13 protein-coding genes are annotated in these 17,960 nt (G+C 71.7%); 8 read left to right on the forward strand and 5 right to left on the reverse strand.

Going from position 1 to position 17,960, the window contains the following annotated elements:
- Positions 1–23 precede the first annotated feature (23 nt).
- Positions 24–1,469: an IniB N-terminal domain-containing protein gene (locus tag JYK18_RS21105; RefSeq protein ID WP_206803651.1), complete on the reverse strand. Its 1,446-nt coding sequence runs from the start codon at positions 1,467–1,469 to the stop codon at positions 24–26.
- Positions 1,470–1,703: 234 nt separating this feature from the next.
- Here JYK18_RS21105 and JYK18_RS21110 point away from each other — a divergent pair, with 234 nt between their 5' ends.
- On the forward strand, positions 1,704–3,017 hold the full coding sequence (locus JYK18_RS21110) for an Hsp70 family protein (protein WP_206803652.1): 1,314 nt from the start codon (positions 1,704–1,706) through the stop codon (positions 3,015–3,017).
- Positions 3,014–5,506: a helix-turn-helix transcriptional regulator gene (locus JYK18_RS21115; protein ID WP_206803653.1), complete on the forward strand. Its 2,493-nt coding sequence runs from the start codon at positions 3,014–3,016 to the stop codon at positions 5,504–5,506. Before JYK18_RS21110 ends, JYK18_RS21115 begins: the two co-directional genes overlap by 4 nt.
- A 1-nt stretch (position 5,507) precedes the next feature.
- On the opposite strand, the gene JYK18_RS21120 is transcribed toward JYK18_RS21115, so the two are convergent.
- The 3 genes from JYK18_RS21120 to JYK18_RS21130 all read right to left on the reverse strand — a co-directional run bounded on the left by JYK18_RS21120 (position 5,508) and on the right by JYK18_RS21130 (position 11,135).
- Complete coding sequence (locus tag JYK18_RS21120) at positions 5,508–6,854, reverse strand: FAD-binding protein (protein ID WP_206803654.1); 1,347 nt, start codon at positions 6,852–6,854, stop codon at positions 5,508–5,510.
- 10 nt (positions 6,855–6,864) lie between these two features.
- Positions 6,865–9,093 (reverse strand): hypothetical protein, encoded by a 2,229-nt coding sequence (locus JYK18_RS21125; RefSeq protein ID WP_206803655.1) that lies wholly within the window; start codon positions 9,091–9,093, stop codon positions 6,865–6,867.
- Positions 9,094–9,344: 251 nt separating this feature from the next.
- The gene (locus JYK18_RS21130; RefSeq protein WP_206803656.1) at positions 9,345–11,135 is read right to left on the reverse strand and encodes a fatty acid desaturase; all 1,791 of its coding nucleotides are present in this window, start codon (positions 11,133–11,135) and stop codon (positions 9,345–9,347) included.
- A 244-nt stretch (positions 11,136–11,379) separates the two neighbouring features.
- Here JYK18_RS21130 and tig point away from each other — a divergent pair, with 244 nt between their 5' ends.
- From tig to JYK18_RS21160, 6 genes are all read left to right on the forward strand, one after another.
- On the forward strand, positions 11,380–12,777 hold the full coding sequence (gene tig / locus JYK18_RS21135) for a trigger factor (RefSeq protein WP_206803657.1): 1,398 nt from the start codon (positions 11,380–11,382) through the stop codon (positions 12,775–12,777).
- Between the two features lie 96 nt (positions 12,778–12,873).
- A complete protein-coding gene (locus tag JYK18_RS21140; RefSeq protein ID WP_206803658.1) occupies positions 12,874–13,482 on the forward strand; it encodes an ATP-dependent Clp protease proteolytic subunit in 609 nt (202 codons plus the stop codon).
- Between the two features lie 25 nt (positions 13,483–13,507).
- Positions 13,508–14,137 carry an ATP-dependent Clp protease proteolytic subunit gene (locus JYK18_RS21145; protein WP_153035081.1) on the forward strand — a complete coding sequence of 210 codons (630 nt, stop codon included), beginning with the start codon at positions 13,508–13,510 and terminating at the stop codon, positions 14,135–14,137.
- 216 nt (positions 14,138–14,353) lie between these two features.
- Positions 14,354–15,649 (forward strand): ATP-dependent Clp protease ATP-binding subunit ClpX, encoded by a 1,296-nt coding sequence (clpX, locus tag JYK18_RS21150; RefSeq protein ID WP_113696774.1) that lies wholly within the window; start codon positions 14,354–14,356, stop codon positions 15,647–15,649.
- A 44-nt stretch (positions 15,650–15,693) separates the two neighbouring features.
- The gene (locus JYK18_RS21155) at positions 15,694–15,969 is read left to right on the forward strand and encodes a hypothetical protein (RefSeq protein WP_206803659.1); all 276 of its coding nucleotides are present in this window, start codon (positions 15,694–15,696) and stop codon (positions 15,967–15,969) included.
- A 70-nt stretch (positions 15,970–16,039) separates the two neighbouring features.
- Positions 16,040–16,978 (forward strand): sensor histidine kinase, encoded by a 939-nt coding sequence (locus tag JYK18_RS21160; RefSeq protein ID WP_307795976.1) that lies wholly within the window; start codon positions 16,040–16,042, stop codon positions 16,976–16,978.
- Position 16,979: 1 nt separating this feature from the next.
- Here the strand turns inward: JYK18_RS21160 and JYK18_RS21165 are convergent, their stop codons facing one another.
- Positions 16,980–17,852, reverse strand: a complete 873-nt coding sequence (locus JYK18_RS21165; RefSeq protein WP_307796014.1) for an alpha/beta hydrolase-fold protein — start codon at positions 17,850–17,852, stop codon at positions 16,980–16,982.
- Positions 17,853–17,960 lie beyond the last annotated feature (108 nt).

The following is a 17,960-nucleotide window of genomic DNA, read 5'->3' on the forward strand; positions in this document are numbered from 1 at the left end:
ACAGGGGAGGTAGTCGCCGTGGTCTAGAAGTCGAGCAAGCCGCCGGTGATGTCACCCACGTCCGGCAGGCCGTGACCCGGGTTCAGCTGGCCGAGCGGGCTTTCCGAGGCACCGCCGGTGCTGCCGCCGGGCAGCGGGTTCGCCACCGGCAGCTCGGGCAGTTCCGGCAGCTCGACCGGGAGCTGGCTGGGCAGGTCGGTCGGCACGTCGACCGGGAGGTCGGTGGGCAGCTCCGCCGGGGTGTCGATCGGGGCGTCCACCGGGAGGTCGGCGGGCAGCTCGGCGTCCGGCACCTCGATCGGCATGTTCTCCAGCTGACCGGCGAGCTGGCCGGTGCCGGTGGCGATCTGGTCGGCCAGCGAGCCGGCGCCGTCGACGACCACCTGGTCGGCCGGGGCCGCGCCGGTCAGGTAACCGCCGAGCGTGGTGCCGCCGGTCTCGACGCCGTCGGCCAGCCACTCGCCGCCGGTGGAGACGTACCCGGCCAGCGTGCCGGAGGTGGCCGAAGCGGCTTCCTCACCGCTGCGCGGCATTGCGGCGTCGAGCGCGGTGGGTTCGCCGAGGCCGGCGAGGTGGCTGCCGCCGAGGTCGCCGAGCGTGTCGCTGTCGACCGAGTACTCCTGGCCGGCGATGTTCAGCGAACCGGCGAAGCCGTCGGTGGTGGCGAACAGGTCGCCGCCGAAGTCACCGGCGGGGGTGTCACCGGCGAACGCGCCGTTGACGCCGTCGAGGCCGCCCGCACCGGCGAACCCGGCGGACAGCGGCTCGGTGGCGAACCCACCGGCGGCCGCGGCGCCCTGCGTGGTGCCGGAGACGGAGCCGGCGAGGTCGGCCTCGTCGGTCTCGGCGGCGAGCGAACCGGCGGCGCCTTCGGTGCCCGCCGAGCCGCTGGCGGAGCTGTTGAGCTGCTCACCGGCGAAGGCGCCGGTGGCGGCGAGGCCGTCGGTGGAGACCTGGTGGGCACCGGCGACGGAGCCGAGCGGGGTCTCCTCGGCGAAGGAGGAACCGGTCAGGTCGTCGAGGCCGGGCAGCTCGGAGGTACCGGGCAGACCGGAGAGGTCCGAGGCGCCGGTCAGGCCGGAGAGGTCGGAGGCACCGGGGAGCCCCGACAGGTCGGAGTCGCCGGGCAGGCCGGAGAGGCCGGACGTGCCGGGCAGTCCGGACAGTTCGGGAACGGCGCCGTTCCCGGCGACCTGTGCGAGCGCCTGCAGCTGCTGGATCGCGCCGTCGGCGCCGAGGTCACCGGCGGGCAGGGCGGCCAGACCCGACTCGAGCGCCTCCGGCGAAACCCCGCCGGGCGCGTAGTCGAGGACCAGGGGGACGACCTCCTGGACGTCCTGAGCGGTGATGTCCTGCAGGCCCGCGCCGGACAGGGCCGCGGCCGGGTCGGTGCCGAAGGCGGACCGGGCGGCGTCGTCGGTGAGCAGGTTGAGCACGAACTCGTGCAGGGTCTGGCCGGTGGGGGACAACTCGTTACTCCTCGGGCGGGGGGTTCTGCCCGGCTAACGCTAGGTAAGGGGGGCGGGTTGCCGCATCGGGGATGGCACCGGTCACGCCGCCCTAACCTGCACGTGGGACGCCCGCACGGCGGTTAGGGGATTAGGGGGCGTTTCACTCTTTCGCATGGGGGACCCCTGCACACGGTGTGTTCTTGGTAGGAAGAACTACTGTCCGCGCAAGCTCGCCGAGGGATTCGCCCGCCTATGCCGTACGTCCTGGGGATCGATCTCGGGCACACCCGCACCACCGCCGCGGTGTGCCGCCGGGTGGGGGCTTCCTGGGGGGAACCCCAGGTGGTGGCGCTCGACGGGGATGCCCGCTGGGTCGAGTCGGTGCTGCACGTGGCCCCGGACGGGTCGGTGGTGTTCGGCCAGGAGGCGGCCCGGCGCGCGCTCGCCGAACCGCAGAGCGCGGCCCGCGGTTTCCTCGGGCGCACGGGCGACGCGGTGCCGCTGGTGCTCGGTCAGCACCTCTACACCGCCGAGGTGCTCACGGCCTCGCTCGCCGGCTGGGTGGCCGACCAGGTCGCCGAGTCCTTCGGCGGGCCAGCCGACCGGATCGTGGTGGCGCACCCGGCGGGCTGGGGCCCGCACCGGCGCGCGGCACTGCGGACCGGGCTCGAAGCGGCCGGGCTGCCCGGGGTGCTGCTGCTGCCGAAGCCCGTCGCCGCGGCGGAGAACCACGCGGCCGGGGAAGCCGGGGACGACCTGGAGATCGGGTCGGTGCTCGCGATCTGCCGGATCGGCGGCGAGCACGTCGAGTCGGCGCTGGTCCGCCGCACGCAGAGCGGGTTCGACCTGCTCGCGCACACCGGCAGCAGCGGGGGCCGCGGCAGCGCGCGGATTGACGAACTGCTCGCCGAGCACGTGCTCGCGCGGTCCGGCGCGAAGGTGCCCGACCACACCGACCCGGCCCTGCGCGGCCCGATGACCGGCTTCCGGATCGCGAGCGTGCTGGCCAAGGAACGGCTGTCCGTGGCGCCGTCGGCCTCGCTGACCGTGCCGCTGCCGGACGTCACCGGCGAGGTGCACATCACCAGGACCGAGCTGGAGGAGCTGGCCAGGCCGGTGCTGACCGCCGCGGTGGCGCAGCTGAACCGGCTGGTCGAGCCGGTGCCGGACGGTGAACTGGCTGCCGCCCTGCTGGTCGGCGGAGGCGCGCGGATACCCTTGGTCACCTTCCTCGCCGAAGCGGCACTGGGCTGCCCGGTGCTGGTCGACCCGGATCCGGCCGCGGCGGTCTGCCGCGGCGCGGCGCTGGTCGCCCGGCCGCGACTGGCCGGTGAGGGCCGCAAGCCGTCCCCGCGGCCGCGGGGCGCGGTGCAGGTGGAGGAGTCGACCGCGTTGATCCCGCGCACGCTCGAACCGCCGCTCCTGGCCGGTGAGGACGACGACGAACTGGGCCCGCCACCGCCGCGGCCGCCGGTGGAGGTCACCCCGCTGGAGGCGCCGAAGCGGTTCACCAACCCGCTGCGCAGGCGGTCCGAGCGAGAACCCGAGCGAGAGGACAGCCGTTGACCCGACCCGCGTCGACCCGGGGCGCCGAACCGGTGCTGGACGAGCCGACCCGGCAGTTGTGCGCCGCGATCGCCGAGCGCAGGCTCACCCAGGTGCGCCTGGCCGTGGTCGCGGCCGGGGAACACGGCAAGACCGCCCTGCTGGAGCACCTGCGCGCGCTGTGCTCGGCCGCCGGGCTGAGCGTGGCGCGGTTCGACCCGGCGCGCGCCGAGGACGAACCGGTCGACCTGGTGCTCGCCGACGACGCGCACACCTACGGCGAAGCGGAACTGGCCGTGCTCGCGCGGTTGGCCGGGGACGAGCGGACCGGGCTGGTGGTGGCCGCGCGGCCGCGGCCGCGCCCGGCCGGGCTGAACGCGGTGCTGGGCCGGTTGCGCGGGCAGATCCTGTTGCGCCCGCTGGAGAAGTCACAGGTCGCCGAACACCTGGCGGCGTACGGGGTGTCCACCGAACTGGCCGAGTTCGTCCGCGTGCAGACCGGCGGCGTGCCGGGCCACGTGCACCGGGTGGTGACCGCGCTCGCCGCGGTACCGCCCGCGGAGCGCGGGGAACTGCCGCTGGCCGCGTTCGGCGGCATCCGCCAGGAACTCGACCGGACCGAGCCGGGGGTGCTGCGCTTCCTGCTCGCCGTCGAGGCGGGGGCCGGGCCGGACATCGACCTGCTGGGCGGGCTGCTCGGGCGCGATCCGGAGGGCGTCAGCGCGGTGATCGACCTCGCGCGGGCGACCGGGTTGTTCGGGGCCGACGGCACGCTGCTGCCGATCACGCTGGCGGCGTTGCGCGCGCTGGTGCCCGCCGAACGGCACGCCGCGGTGCGGCAGCGCCTGGTCGAACTGCAGCTGGAACGCGGGGCGCCGGTGTTGCGGCTGGTGCGGCCGTGGCTGGGCAAGCCGATCGCCGGGCCGAGCGTGGCCAAGGCGTTCGAGGCGGCGGCCGAGGAGGCGCTGGAGTCGGATCCGGCGCTGGCGGCCCGGTTGCTGGAGGCGGCGGTCGCCGCCGGGCGCCCGGCGGCCGAACTGGGCGCGCGGCGGGCCGAGGCGGTCGCGCTGGCCGGGGACCTGGATGGCGCGCTGCGGCTGGCCGACGAGGTCATCGCCGCGGCGGGGGCGACCGGGCGCGCGGACGGGGCCAGGGTGGCGGCGACCGCGCTGACCCACCGCGGTCAGCTCGGCCGGAGCGCGGAACTGCTGCAGTGGTCGGGCACCCGGCGTTCACGGGCGTTCGCGGCGATCAGCCTGATCGCCACCGGCCGTCGTGCCGAAGCCGAGCGGGAGCTGGAAAAGGCGGCCGAGGGCGGCGGTGACGAGCCGCCGACGCTGCTGTCGGGCGCGTTGTCCTCGGTGGCGCGCGGCGTGGTGGAGTCGGTCGGCGGCGCGCCGACCGCCGCACTGTCCACTTTGGTCAGCTCGGCGGAGATGCTGGAACCGGTCGGCCGCGCGGTGCTGCTGCCGGACAGCCCGGCCGCGCTCGGCGCGCTGGTGGCGCTGCACAGCGGTGAGCTGACCATCGCCGAGCCGCTGCTGGAACGCGCGATCGCCGCGCGCACCGGCGGGGTGACGCTCCAGGCGCGGCACCAGCTGCTGCTGGCGTGGATCGCGATGGTGCGCGGGGACACGACGCTGGCCGCGGAACGGCTCAACGCGGCCGAGGAGGTGCGGCAGCCGCGCGACTGGCTGTTCGCGGTCGGCCTGGAGGTCGGGCTCGCCCGGCGCACCAGCGATCTGACCGCGTTGCGCCGGATCTGGGGCGTGGCCTGCGAAGCGGTGATCCGGCACCCGGTGGACCTGTTCTCCTTCCTGCCCTTCGGCGAGTTCGCCATGGCCGCGGCGCGGCTGGGCGAACGCGACCGGCTGGCCCCGCACCTGGCGCAGGCGCACTCCGTCCTCAGAGGACTCGGTGAACCGCCGCTGTGGGCGGCTTCCCTGCACTGGAGCGAACTCCACGCGGCGATCATCGCCGAGCGCGCGGGCGAGGCGAAGGACCACGCCGCCGCGCTGGCCGCCTGTTCCGGGCACGGCGCGTACTTCACCGCGGTGTCGGACGCGGCGGCGTGCTGGCTGAAGGTGCTCGACGGCGACATCGACGCCGAAGAGGTCGAAGCCGCCGCGCACGCCCTGCGCGGCAGCGGCCTGTGGTGGGACGGCGCGCGGCTGGCCGGCCAGGCGGCGATCCGGACCACCGACCGGAAGGCGATGGTCGCGCTGCTCGACTGCGCGCGGTTGCTGCAGGGCGCGGTCTCGTCGCCGGTGGTCCCGGCCACCGAGGGCGCCGCGGCCGACGACACCCCGGGCTCGGCGCGGTTGAGCGATCGGGAGTTGCAGGTGGCGGAGCTGGTACTGGGCGGCATGACCTACAAGGAGGTCGGCGCCCGGCTGTTCATCTCGGCGAAGACGGTCGAGCACCACATGGCCCGCATGCGCCAGCGGCTGGGCGCGGGGAACCGGGCGGAACTACTGGCCCACCTCCGCGAAATGCTCGGCGACCGCTGAGTCAGCGAAGTCCTTGTCCCGCGCCGAAAACGTGGTTCGGGTCGTGGTGGTGCCGGGCGGTTTCCAGTGCTTCCCACGCCGGGCCGAACTGTTCGGCCCAGTCCGCGGGGGACATCGGCAGGGCGTTCGACGGGTACACCGTGCCACCCAGCGCCTTCGCCTGCCGGTACAGCTGGATGTTCAACTCCGTCAGCCGCGCGTTTTCCACCGGGTCGGCGGGCTTTCCCGTGCGGAGCAACGAGAACAACCACACCAGCTCACCGGCGGGCACCTGCAGCAGCGGCGTGTCCAACGCACTCGCCCGCACCGGGTAGAGCATCACCAGCCCGGTCCCGCCGAGGTCCTCCCGCCGGGTTTTCGCCAGCGTGCCCGCGACCACCGAGCCCACCACCTCGTCCGGCAGGAACACGTTCAGCCACGGGTGCGGGTGGAACCAGCTCCCCTCCGCCCGCAGCGCCGCTTCGCCCTCTTCCATCCGGTTCAGGAAATCGAAGTACGAAGTGTCTTCGACCTCCATCCGCTCGAAGCTCAGATCCGCCACCGACGCGGTCGAATACGTGACCGCCTCGAGCATGTGCGTCCAGCCCCCGTCCTCCAGGATGAGCTGGCCTTCCACGTAGTCGAACCGGCCGTCGCGCACCACCATGCGCTGGTCGGCCAGGAAGGCGTCGAGCGAGTGGTAGTACAGCTTCCAGCGCCGGGCCGTCGGGGGCGCGGGGACCAGCCGCAGTTTCACGCGGGTGATCACGCCGCACAGCCCGAGCCCGCCGCGGACCGCGTCGAACAGCGCGTCGCCGGGGCGGCAGACACGAACCTCGCCGGTACCGGTGACGACCTCCAACTCGGTCACGTTGTCGGTCTGCGTGCCGTGGTGGTGCGCGGCGCCGCCGATGCCGCCGACCACCAGCGTGCCGCCGACGGTCAGCTCCAGATAGTCAGTGAGCACCGGCGGGGTCAGCCCCTGCGGCAGTGTCAGGTCGAGAACCTCCCGCCAGCGCGCGCCCGCGTCGACGGTCACCTCGGTGCCGGAGACCTCGCGCACCGGCGGCAGGCTCCGCATGTCCAGCACGAGACCGCCTTCGGCCTGTTCCTGGCCGAACGGCGAATGCCCGGCGCCCCGGGCGGACACCGGCAGGCCGTGCTCGCCGGCGAAGGTGATCGCGGCCGAGATGTCGGCCGAAGAAACCGGCCGCACCACGGCGGCCGGACGGGAGTGCACCAGGTGGCCGAAGTCCTGGGCGGCGGTGACCAGCGCGCACTCCCCGCGGTCCACCTCGCCGTCCGGGACGGACAACCAGGCGGTGATCGGCCCCGAACCGTGCTCGCCGCCTGGTTGTCCTGGCTTCATACCGGGGAGATTACTCCTCCGCGGCTCCTTCGATCGCGTCGAGCGTCTCGCGCGCCTGCTGCCGGATTCCTTCCAGTACCAACGGGTTGAGGTTCTTGTTCTCGAACGTGCGGACCAGCTGGCGCAGCACGTCGCGGGCCTGGTCGGGGTGGCCCGCCTTCGCCTCGGCCTTGGCCTGCGTGCGCATGGCCAGGTTCAGCGTCACATTATCGACACCGCCGACGCCGCCGGAGTCGGCGATCGAGGCTTCGGCGACCTGGCCGAGCAGGCTGGCCGCCTCGGTGCCGTTCGCCTCGCGGATCCGGAGCGTCTTGTCGGTGGTCAGCTCCTTGAAGTCGCGCTGCTGGTTGACCCCCTTGACCAGCCGGCCGTACACCGCCAGCGGGTGGTCGGGGAAGCGGTCGAGCAGCGTGTCGATCGCGGAAACGCCCTTGCCGAGCTGGCTCGCGTCGGACCCGAGCAGCGCGAGCAGCTGGCCCTGCTCCTCACCGAGCAGCAGTTCGGCCGCGGCTTCGTCGGCGGGGGTGGCCGGCGGGCGCACGCGCACCCGCAGCACCGGCGAGATGACCCGGGAGCCGTCACCGGCGATGTAGGTGGCACGCAGCCGGTACGTGCCCGGCGCCTCGAACAGGAACCCGTCCGCGCCGAAGCCGATGTACGCGCTTTCGTACAGCGCCGCCTGGTTGACGCCGACCTGGACCGTGCGGTCCTCGTCCACGCAGTGCCGCAACATCGGGCGGTACAGCACGGTCCGGCCCGACGGCTGCTGCACGGCGATCGAGACCAGGTCGTCGTTCGGGTGCAGGTACCCGTGGGTGGCCCGGCCGCGCAGCTCGGTGCCCGCCAGCTTCAGTTCGACCACGACCGGTTCCCCGTAGGCGAACCCGGGTTTCGGCGAGCGCAGTTCGAGCGCCAGTCCCGAGTGGTCCACCAGCGGCTCGTCGAACAGGTCGGGGTCGACCTCGGCGGCGCCGGTGCCGAAGGCGTTCGCCCCCATGATCACGTCGCGGTAGAAGCCGTGGCGCAGGTGGACCAGCTCGTTGTCGGTGAACTGGAACGGGAACGCCGCCCAGTACGCCGCCGCGCCACCGGGCCCGCCCGCCGATTCCTGGTACTTCCAGTCGTAGTTCATCCACGACAGGTCGGCGAGGCCGCCGTTCGGGCCGAGCGGGGCGGGCGGGTTCGCCAGGTTCTTCTGCCACGAGTGCAGCAGGTTGAACGCGTGGCCCAGCTCGTGCACGTAGGTGCGCAGCTGCGAGCGCTGGGTGGCCGCGTCGGCACCGCCGATGGCGTCGTAGAAGACCGCGGCGCCCTGGCGCTGGAAGGCGTCGCCGTAGTCGAACATGATGCCGCGGTACCCGCCGTCGTGGGCGGTGGCCACCAGCATCCAGACCTGCCACCGCGCGGCGTTGGTGAACCCGCTGAAGTGGTTGACCATGGCGGCGTGCAGTTCGGCGTCGCTCCACTTGGCGTTCGCGCCGGCGGAGGAGACCGGGATGACGTTCGTGCCGCCGGTGGTCAGCAGTTCGAGCCCGGCTTCGGCGAACGCGCCGGGCACGGTCAGCACGCGGGCCGGGCTGCCGGCGGGCTGCGGCAGCGAACCGGTGTTGTAGGCCAGGAACGGCACCGTGCCCGCGACCGAGTCCTGTTCGTAGGAAACGGTGCGGAAGAACCCGGATTCGAACGGGCAGTGGTAGGTCGCGCCCGGGTTGTTCGAAACCGTCAGGAATTCCAGCGTGCCCGGTTTCGGCGCTTCGAACAGGGAGGCGCGGTTGATGGTGAGCCGGAGCTTCGGCGCACCGGCGGCCCAGGTGAACGTGCCCAGACCTTCGACCTTGACCTGCGAAGCGGTGGTGGTCACCGTCGGGGAATGCACGGTGAACGAACCGAAATACGAGGTGGTCGACCCGGAAACGGTGAAGAAATCGCCGCTGATCCGCTTGGTCGGCCGGTTCCCGTCCACGTCCACCCGCAGGGTCAGCAGCCAGCTGCCGCTCGCGCTGCGGTAGCGCCCGCGCACCAGGCGCTTGCGCACGATGATCGGCGGGACGGGCCGGATCGGCAGCGGCGGCGCCGCGGTGGCCTCCTCGAATTCGACCGCCGGGGCGGGGGTTTCGGCCGCCGCCGCGGTGCCGTGGCCGTTGGTGGTCGTCACCTCCGGCTCGGCATCGGGCGGCCGGTCGATGGTGCTGGTGCCGGTGTCGCCACCGCCCACCGTCGGATCGGAGATACCCAGCATGATGTGCCCCTTCCTGGGCAGGACGAGCATGATCGCCAGGGGCGTAGAACAATTGCGCGCCGACTTGGCGGAGTGAGGTTACGACTGTTTCGGGCCGGGCGCGGTGGAAACGGTCGTAATATACCCGGATGGCCCAGTTGACCTGGGCTTTTTCGTGTCCGGCCGGTTATCTTGGACATTCACAACGCGGAATGCGGGCGCGGTATTGAATCACCTGTTTCCATTCGGTGAGAGAAATCCACGCGAAAAGCTCAGGCGAGCCGGATGGGCGGGTCGGCCCGGCGGCCGAGCAGTTCGGCGGCCGGTGCCGGTTCGGTGTCCACATCGAACGGTTCGTGGTGGACGCACTCCGCGGGCACGTCGTGCTCGGCCAGCACCCGCAGCGTGTGCTCGGCCAGCGTCCGCGGGGCGCAGACGAACCACTCGTCCACCTTGGCCGGGTGCAGCCGCCCGTCCAGCAGCGAGGACAGCCGCGCGGTGTCCAGCCGTCCCCGCACGAACTGCTCGTGCGTCACCGCGAGCACCTCGCTGATCGCGTCGACCGGCTGGAAGTCGCGCCCCTTGCGCAGTTCGGGGTCCTGCTCGTCGGTGCGGTAGTGGACCACCCGCAGCCTGCCGTCGAATCGCTTCGCCAGTGCCGAAACCTCGTCGGCCAGCATGGTCGTCGAGCCATTCCGGTTGACGTAGAGCAGCGTGGCCCGGCTGTGCGCCTCGGTCTCCAGCGCGGTGGCGAACATGGTCAGGATCGGCGGCAGCCCGCTGCCCGCGGCCAGCCCGACGTAGTGCCGCGACCGCCGCGGGTCCGGTTCGAGCGTGAACTCCCCGGCCGGCGGCAGCACGTCGAGCCGGTCGCCCGGCCGCAGCGTGTTGGTCACCACGGTGGAGAACGGCCCGCGCTCGACCCGCTTCACCGCGATCCGGAGCTCCCCGCGCGGCGCCGGGCACAGCGCGTAGCTGCGGCGCAACGGCACCCCGTCGACCAGCGCGCGCACGGTCACGTGCTGCCCGGCCAGGTAGTCGAAGGTTCCGGTGAGCTCGTCCGGCACGGCGAACCGGACCGCCGCCGCGTCCGCGCCGACCCGTTCGACCTCGGTGACCAGCAGCGAGTGGAACACGCGCAGCCGCCGCGGTGGCGGCTCGGCCGGTGGCTCGGCGGCGGGCCGCGGCGGGAACCAGCGCGAGGCCCGGTACTCCTCGGCGGTCAGCTCCCGGCCGCTCCACGCGCGCACCGGCACGCCGAGGTCGAGGTAGGCCTCCACGTTCCGCAGCCACACCCGCCGGTACCGGTAGAACGGGATCGCCGGGTGCAGGTGGTGCACCAGGTGGTAGTTCTGGCCGAGGGTGAGCGGACCGGCCAGCCGTTCCAGCCCCGCGTGCACCCAGGCCACGCGCAGCCGGTCGGGGCCGGGGCACGCGGGAAGCCCCCGGTGCGGGAACCAGTCGAACAGCACGACCACCAGCGCGAGCCCGATCCGCTGCGGCACCAGGTACAGCACCAGCAGCTCCCAGCCGTACCCGCCGGCGATCGCGGTGGACATCGCGCCGAAGGCCAGCGTGGCCACCGCGGTGGTCTCGTGCACCTCGCGCGCCGGGCGGTGGTGCATCCGGCCGAGGTAGTGGCGCATGAACCAGAAGTCGACGGTCAGCCACCGCAGCGGCAGCTGCCAGCCGGGCGCGCGGGCGGTCCAGCCGGCCACGTCGGCCCGGCCGCCCGGGCTGCGGTGGTGCTCCAGGTGGAGGTGGCGCACCGGCGGGAACGCGCCGTAGGCGGCGACGAACGGCATGGCCAGGCGACCGAGCAGGGCGTTGACCGTGGTCAGCCGCCCGGCCGCGTGGTGCATCGCCTCGTGCGCGACGGTGAACATCATCACCGTGGCCACCGACTGGAGCACGATGGTCACCCACAACGGGGCGGGCCCGGCCAGCGCCAGCCAGGCGCCCAGCGCCCAGACCGAGGCGCCGCCGGCGAACAGCGCCACCGTCGGCCCGGCGACCAACGGCAGGCTGACCCCGGGGGCGGGCAGCTCACGCACCGTGCCCATAGCGCCCACACTCCACCCCCTTGCCACCCGCACAGCGGTACAACAGCGTTACGACACCGCTAACTGTGACCCGAATGGGTGATGTCGGACAAGAGTGAGTTACGCGGTAGGTCCCGCCCGCCCACAGCGGCGGCCGGGCGCTGGCCTAGACTCGGGCGTCCCGGTCCACCTGTGACCTGGGGCCATCCGCCAAGGATCGCGCAACACCCCTGTCCCAACACCGTCACGGCTCGAGGAGAAGAAGTTGAAGAGCACCGTCGAGCAGCTCAGCCCGACGCGAGTCAAGATCAATGTCGAGGTGCCGTTCGACGAACTCAAGCCGAACTTCGACCGCGCCTACAAGAAGATCGCGCAGCAGGTTCGGATCCCCGGCTTCCGGCCGGGCAAGGTGCCCGCCCGCGTGCTGGAGAGCCGGATCGGCCGCGCGCCGGTGCTCGACGAGGTCGTCAACGAGGTCATCCCGGCCAAGTACCTGGAGGCCGTGCAGGCCGGTGAGGTGCGCACCCTGGGCCGTCCCGACTTCGAGGTGACCAAGCTCGAGGACCGCGACGTGCTGGAGTTCACCGCCGAGGTCGACGTCCGGCCCGAGATCGAACTGCCCGACTACAGCGGCATCTCGGTCAGCGTGGACGACGTCGAGCTGGACGACGCCGAGGTCGACGCCGAGCTGGACCAGCTCCGCGCCCGCTTCGGCACGCTCACCGGCGTCGAGCGCCCCGCGGAGAACGGCGACTTCGTCTCGGTCGACCTCTCGGCCACCGTCGACGGTGAAGAGGTGCCCGACGCCTCCACCACCGGCCTGTCCTACGAGATCGGCTCCGGCCAGCTCGTCGACGGCATCGACGACGCGATCATCGGCGCGAGCGCCGGTGAGACCAAGACCTTCACCACCCAGCTGGTGGCCGGTGAGCACGCCGGCAAGGACGCCGAGGTCAGCGTGGTCGTGCAGTCGGTCAAGCAGCGCGAGCTGCCCGAGGCCGACGACGAGTTCGCCCAGCTGGCGAGCGAGTTCGACACGCTCGACGAGCTGAAGGCCGACCTGCGCGAGCGCCTGTCCAGGATGAAGCGCATGCAGCAGGGCGTGCAGGCCCGCGACAAGGTGCTCGAGGCGCTGCTGGAGACCACCGAGGTGCCGATCCCGGAGAAGGTGCTCGAGGGCGAGATCGAGAGCCGCAAGCACGACGCGATCCACCCGTTCGACCACGACGAGGCCGCCTGGGCGAAGTCGCTGGAGGCGCAGGGCACCACGGTCGAGGCGTTCGAGACCGAGGCGCGCGAGGAGTCGGAGAAGGCCGTCCGCACGCAGCTGCTGCTGGACACCATCGCCGAGAAGGAGGGCGTCGACGTCAACGACGGCGAGCTCACCGAGCGCATCATCTACCAGGCCCAGCGCTTCGGCGTCAGCCCGGACGAGTACGTGCAGCGCGCCCAGCAGTCCGGCCAGCTCGGCGCGATCTACGCCGACGTCCGCCGCGGCAAGGCGCTGGCCACCGTCGTGCGCGGGGCCACGGTCACCGGTGCGGACGGGGCCGAGCTGGACTTGAGCGATCTGTTCGGTGGTGCGGAGGAGACTGCGGAGGCCGGCGAGAGCGCTGAGACCACCGAGGCTCCGGCGGCGGAAGAGACCGCAACCCAGAAGTAATGCTCTGAGCGAACTTGGGCGGTGTCGGGCATTCCGACCCGCCCGAGTTCGTTAGGGTCGATTACAAGATCTGAACCGGCGAAAAGGCAGGCACACGTGACGCACCACTTGCCCGAGGGGCGGACCAGCACCGCGGGACTCAACCTGACCGACTCGGTGTTCGAGCGTTTGCTCGCCGAGCGCATCGTCGTGCTCGGCTCCGAGGTCAACGACGAGGTCGCGAACCGGATCACCGCGCAGCTGCTGCTGCTGTCGGCGGAGGACGCCGAGTCCGACATCCGGTTCTACATCAACTCGCCCGGCGGCTCGGTGACCGCGGGCTTCGCCATCTACGACACCATGCAGCTGATCAAGCCCGACGTGCAGACCTACGCCATGGGCCTGGCCGCGTCGATGGGGCAGTTCCTGCTCTCCTCCGGCACGCCCGGCAAGCGCTTCGCGCTGCAGCACGCCCGCATCCTGATGCACCAGCCCTCGGCGGGTGTCGGCGGCACCGCCTCCGACATCGCCATCCAGGCCGAGGTGTTCGGCAAGTGGAAGCAGGAGCTGGCCAGGATCACCGCGGAGCAGACCGGGCAGACCTTCGAGCAGATCACCAAGGACGCGGACCGCGACCGCTGGTTCACCGCCGAGGAAGCCAGGGAGTACGGCTTCGTCGACCAGGTGCTCACCCGGGACAACCCGCTGCCGGCTTCGAACAGCTGACCGGGAAGGTAGAGGAGAGATCGAGATGAGCAACTTGCACCTTCCCCAGTCCCGGTACGTGCTGCCCTCCTACGTGGAGCGGACCAGCTACGGGATCAAGGAGTCGAACCCGTACAACAAGCTGTACGAAGAGCGCCAGATCATGCTCGGCGTGCAGGTCGACGACGCCTCGGCCAACGACGTGATGGTCCAGCTGCTGCACCTGGAGCACGAGGACCCGGACCGCGACATCACCATCTACATCAACTCGCCCGGTGGCTCGTTCACCGCGCTGATGGCGATCTACGACACCATGCAGTACGTCCGGCCGGACATCGTCACCATGTGCATCGGCCAGGCCGCCTCGGCCGCGGCGGTGCTGCTGGCCGCGGGCACCCCCGGCAAGCGGTTCTCGCTGCCGAACTCGCGCGTGCTGATCCACCAGCCCGCCACCGAGGGCACCTACGGGCAGGTCTCGGACCTGGAGATCCAGGCCGCGGAGATCCAGCGCGTGCGGCGCCTGATGGAGACCACGCTGGCCAAGCACACGAACAAGTCGCTGGAAGAGGTCCGCGACGACGTCGAGCGGGACAAGATCCTCACCGCCGACCAGGCCAAGGAGTACGGCATCATCGACGAGGTGCTGCCCTACCGCAAGGCCTCGGCGGAGAACTGAGCGATCAGGCCGGGGCACCGGGGTCACGCGAGCGCGTGATCGTACCGGTGTTCCGGCCGATGGCCTCTTCCGGCGCGCCTAGTACCGCTCAGGTCCTCCCGTAGGACGCGCCGGGCGGGTACCGTCTGTGGAATACGCGTCAGAGTCCCGTCGCGACGGGCAGGCTAGAGAAGTCAGGTGCACCCGAGCGCACCGGAGGGGACGAGGTCCACGGTCATGGCACGGATCGGTGACGGCGGAGACCTGCTGAAGTGTTCTTTCTGCGGGAAGAGCCAGAAACAGGTGAAGAAGCTCATCGCCGGACCCGGCGTGTACATCTGTGATGAGTGCATCGATCTCTGCAACGAGATCATCGAGGAGGAACTGGCCGAAGCGGGCGACGTCAAGCTCGACGAGCTGCCCAAGCCGGCCGAGATCCACGACTTCCTCGAGCGCTACATCATCGGCCAGGACGAGGCCAAGCGCACGCTCGCGGTAGCGGTCTACAACCACTACAAGCGGATCCAGTCCGACGACAAGACCGGGCCGAAGGACTCCAAGGACGAGCCGGTGGAGCTGGCCAAGTCCAACATCCTGATGCTCGGGCCGACCGGCTGCGGCAAGACCTACCTGGCCCAGACGCTGGCCAAGCTGCTGAACGTGCCGTTCGCCATCGCCGACGCCACCGCGCTGACCGAGGCAGGCTACGTGGGCGAGGACGTCGAGAACATCCTGCTGAAGCTGATCCAGGCGGCCGACTACGACGTCAAGCGCGCCGAGACCGGCATCATCTACATCGACGAGGTCGACAAGATCGCCCGCAAGTCGGAGAACCCCTCGATCACCAGGGACGTCTCGGGCGAGGGCGTGCAGCAGGCGCTGCTGAAGATCCTCGAGGGCACCACCGCCTCGGTGCCGCCGCAGGGCGGCCGCAAGCACCCGCACCAGGAGTTCATCCAGATCGACACGACGAACGTGCTGTTCATCGTGGCCGGCGCGTTCGCCGGGCTGGAGAAGATCATCAACGAGCGGGTCGGCAAGCGCGGCCTCGGCTTCGGCGCGGAGATCCGGACCAAGTCTGAGATCGAGAACAGCGACATCTTCTCCGACACCATGCCGGAGGACCTGATCAAGTTCGGGCTGATCCCCGAGTTCATCGGCCGTCTGCCGGTGGTGGCCAGCGTGACCAACCTGGACAAGGAGTCCCTGGTCTCGATCCTGACCACGCCGCGGAACGCGCTGATCAAGCAGTACAAGAAGCTCTTCGAGATGGACAACGTCGAGCTGGAGTTCACCAAGACGGCGCTGGAGGCCATCGCCGACCAGGCGATGCTGCGCGGCACGGGTGCCCGCGGCCTGCGCGCCATCATGGAGGAGGTGCTCCAGCCGGTGATGTACGACATCCCCAGCCGCGACGACGTGGCCAAGGTCGTGATCACCGAGCAGACCGTCCGCGAGAACGTGAACCCGACCATCGTCTCCCGCCAGCCGTCGCGGCGGCAGCGTAGCGAGCGCGGGGAGAAGTCCGCCTGACCAGCCCGGAAAGATCCCAGTTCGGCGACCTGCCGCAGCGGCTGGTGACCGTCGGCAGGCTCGCCCACCCGCTGAACCACCGCATCTTCGGCGGGGTGCTGGTGCTGCTCGTGGTGTTGTGCGTGATCGCCACCACCACCCGGCAGTCGCTGCTGACGCTCACCCCGGTGCCGCTCTACCTGCTCGGCGCGTTCGGCCTGTGGCAGGTGCGGCGGACCGAGGCGCCGCCGCGGCTGCTGGGCTGGTGGGTGGTGCTGCTGAGTGGAACTCTGGGTGGTTTCTGGCTGATGGGTTTCGTAGCCAACGCATTAGACCGGTAGCGCCCGGGGATTCACCGGCTAAGCTGGACAATCGCCGTCCGAGACGTTCTCTGGTGGAAGCGTTGTGAATGTGTTCAGTCATCCGGCCCTGTTCTACCGCGGCCGTGACGAGTTCCTGGCCGGTACCGTCCCCTTTGTCACCGACGGCCTGGCCGCCGGGGAGCCGGTGGCCGCCGCCCTGCCCGGCGAGCACCTGACCTGGCTCAGCGAGGCGCTCGACGAGAGCGCGCGGCAGCGTGTGCGGTTGATCGACATGACCGAGGCGGGCCGCAACCCCGGGCGCATCATCCCCGGCGTGCTGCGCGACTTCGCCGATCGGCACGAGGGCCCGGTGCGGTTGATCGGCGAGCCGATCTGGCCGGGCCGGACGCCGGTGGAGTACGCGGCGTGCGCCCAGCACGAGGCGCTGATCAACCTCTCCTTCTCCGGCCGGGCGGGTGCCGTGCTGTGCCCGTACGACGCCGAGGGCCTGGAGCCGTGGATCCTCGACGAGGCCGCGTGCACGCACCCCGAGCTGCGCGATCACTACGGCACGTGGGCGAGCAAGTCGTTCTCGCCGGAGCAGGTGGTCGACCGCTACAACCAGCCGTTCCCGGCGCCGGCGGACATCCCCTGGGTGCTCTCGTTCGACCGGACCGGGCTGAGCGGGGTGCGCCGGTTCGCCGGTGAGCGCGCCGCCGCGTACGGCCTCGGCGGGGACCGCGTGCTCGACCTGACGCTGGTGGTCGGGGAGCTGTGCGCGAACAGCCTGCGCCACGGGCGCGGTTCCGGCGTGCTGCGGGTGTGGCGCGAGGACGACTCGGTGATCTGCGAGATCCGCGACGCCGGGCACATCACCGACCCGCTGGCCGGTCGGCGGCCGGCCACCCCGAGCCAGCCGAACGGGCGGGGCCTGCTGATGGTCAACTTCCTGTCGGACCTGGTCCGCGTGCACACCGGCCCGGACGGCACGCAGACCCGGATCTACTTCCGGCTGGTCCAGGACGAGGCCCGCGCGGCCGTTTCCTGAGTCAGGCCGGGCGGGCCGGTGCGTGCTTCCCGAGGAAGCTCACCAGGCCCGGCACCACGCTGCGGAAGAACGCCTCGCCGTGCTTGCCGCGGGCGGTGTGGCCGACCTTGGGCTTCGCTTCGGCGATGAACTGGCGCACTCCGCCGATGAACGAGTCCTCGGTGCCGCACCAGACGCCGGTGGGAATGCCGCGGAGGTCCTCGAGGTGCTTGAGCGGGTCCATCGAGGCCCAGTCGGCGGCGTCGCGGAAGGCGTTGCGCTTGCTCATCTCGGCCCAGGAGGTGATCAGCGCGGGGGAGACGGCCGCGACCGCCGCCGGTGGTTGCCGCCGCTGCGCCCGCCGCCGGGCGTAGAGCAGCGCGCCGAACCCGCCCATCGAGGTGCCCGCGCAGGCGAACGGCACCCCGTCGGCCCCGCCGAGGCCGCGCTGGGCCAGCCAGACCGGGACCTCCTCCAGGAGCATCCGCATCGGGTCGTCACCGGGCACGACCTCGTGCCAGTAGTTGTTGGGCCCGCCGTCGACGGCGAGGAAGCCGTAGGCCGGGACCGCTCGCCGGGCGACCTCGCCGCTGAGCTGGTTGACCAGGCCGCCGGGCGCCGACCGGCGCCCCGAGCCGCCGCGGCCGTGCAGGTAGAGCGAGATCGGCAGGCCGCGCTGCGGGTTCTTCGACGGCAGCATGAACACCAGGTCCACGTCGCGGCCACGGGCCGCCGAGTAGACCCGTTCGACCCTGGTCACGCCCAGTTCGGTGGCCGGGTTGGAGGAGGCGACGCCCAGCGCGCGCTGCATCGCTTCGCTGAACGGCAGGACGCCGGTGGCGCCCGAGGCGGCCACTCCGGCGACTCCGAGCGCGGAGCCACCGGCCAGCAGCACCGAACGGCGGCTGAACCGGCGCCTCCCGCGCCGCTCGCCGTCGTCGTGCTCAGCCGGCCCTCGCCCGGTTGAGCCCTCCCCGCCGTCCACTCGCCGTCCTGCCGTTCC

The organism is Amycolatopsis sp. 195334CR (assembly GCF_017309385.1).
Taxonomy (GTDB): domain Bacteria; phylum Actinomycetota; class Actinomycetes; order Mycobacteriales; family Pseudonocardiaceae; genus Amycolatopsis.

Bases quoted from the DNA above. Each gene is read 5' to 3' on its own strand.
- JYK18_RS21110 (WP_206803652.1), top strand. From the start codon at position 1,704: ATGCCGTACGTCCTGGGGATCGATCTCGGGCACACCCGCACCACCGCC.
- JYK18_RS21120 (WP_206803654.1), bottom strand. From the start codon at position 6,854: ATGAAGCCAGGACAACCAGGCGGCGAGCACGGTTCGGGGCCGATCACC.
- JYK18_RS21125 (WP_206803655.1), bottom strand. From the start codon at position 9,093: ATGCTGGGTATCTCCGATCCGACGGTGGGCGGTGGCGACACCGGCACC.
- JYK18_RS21130 (WP_206803656.1), bottom strand. From the start codon at position 11,135: ATGGGCACGGTGCGTGAGCTGCCCGCCCCCGGGGTCAGCCTGCCGTTG.
- JYK18_RS21145 (WP_153035081.1), top strand. From the start codon at position 13,508: ATGAGCAACTTGCACCTTCCCCAGTCCCGGTACGTGCTGCCCTCCTAC.
- clpX (WP_113696774.1), top strand. From the start codon at position 14,354: ATGGCACGGATCGGTGACGGCGGAGACCTGCTGAAGTGTTCTTTCTGC.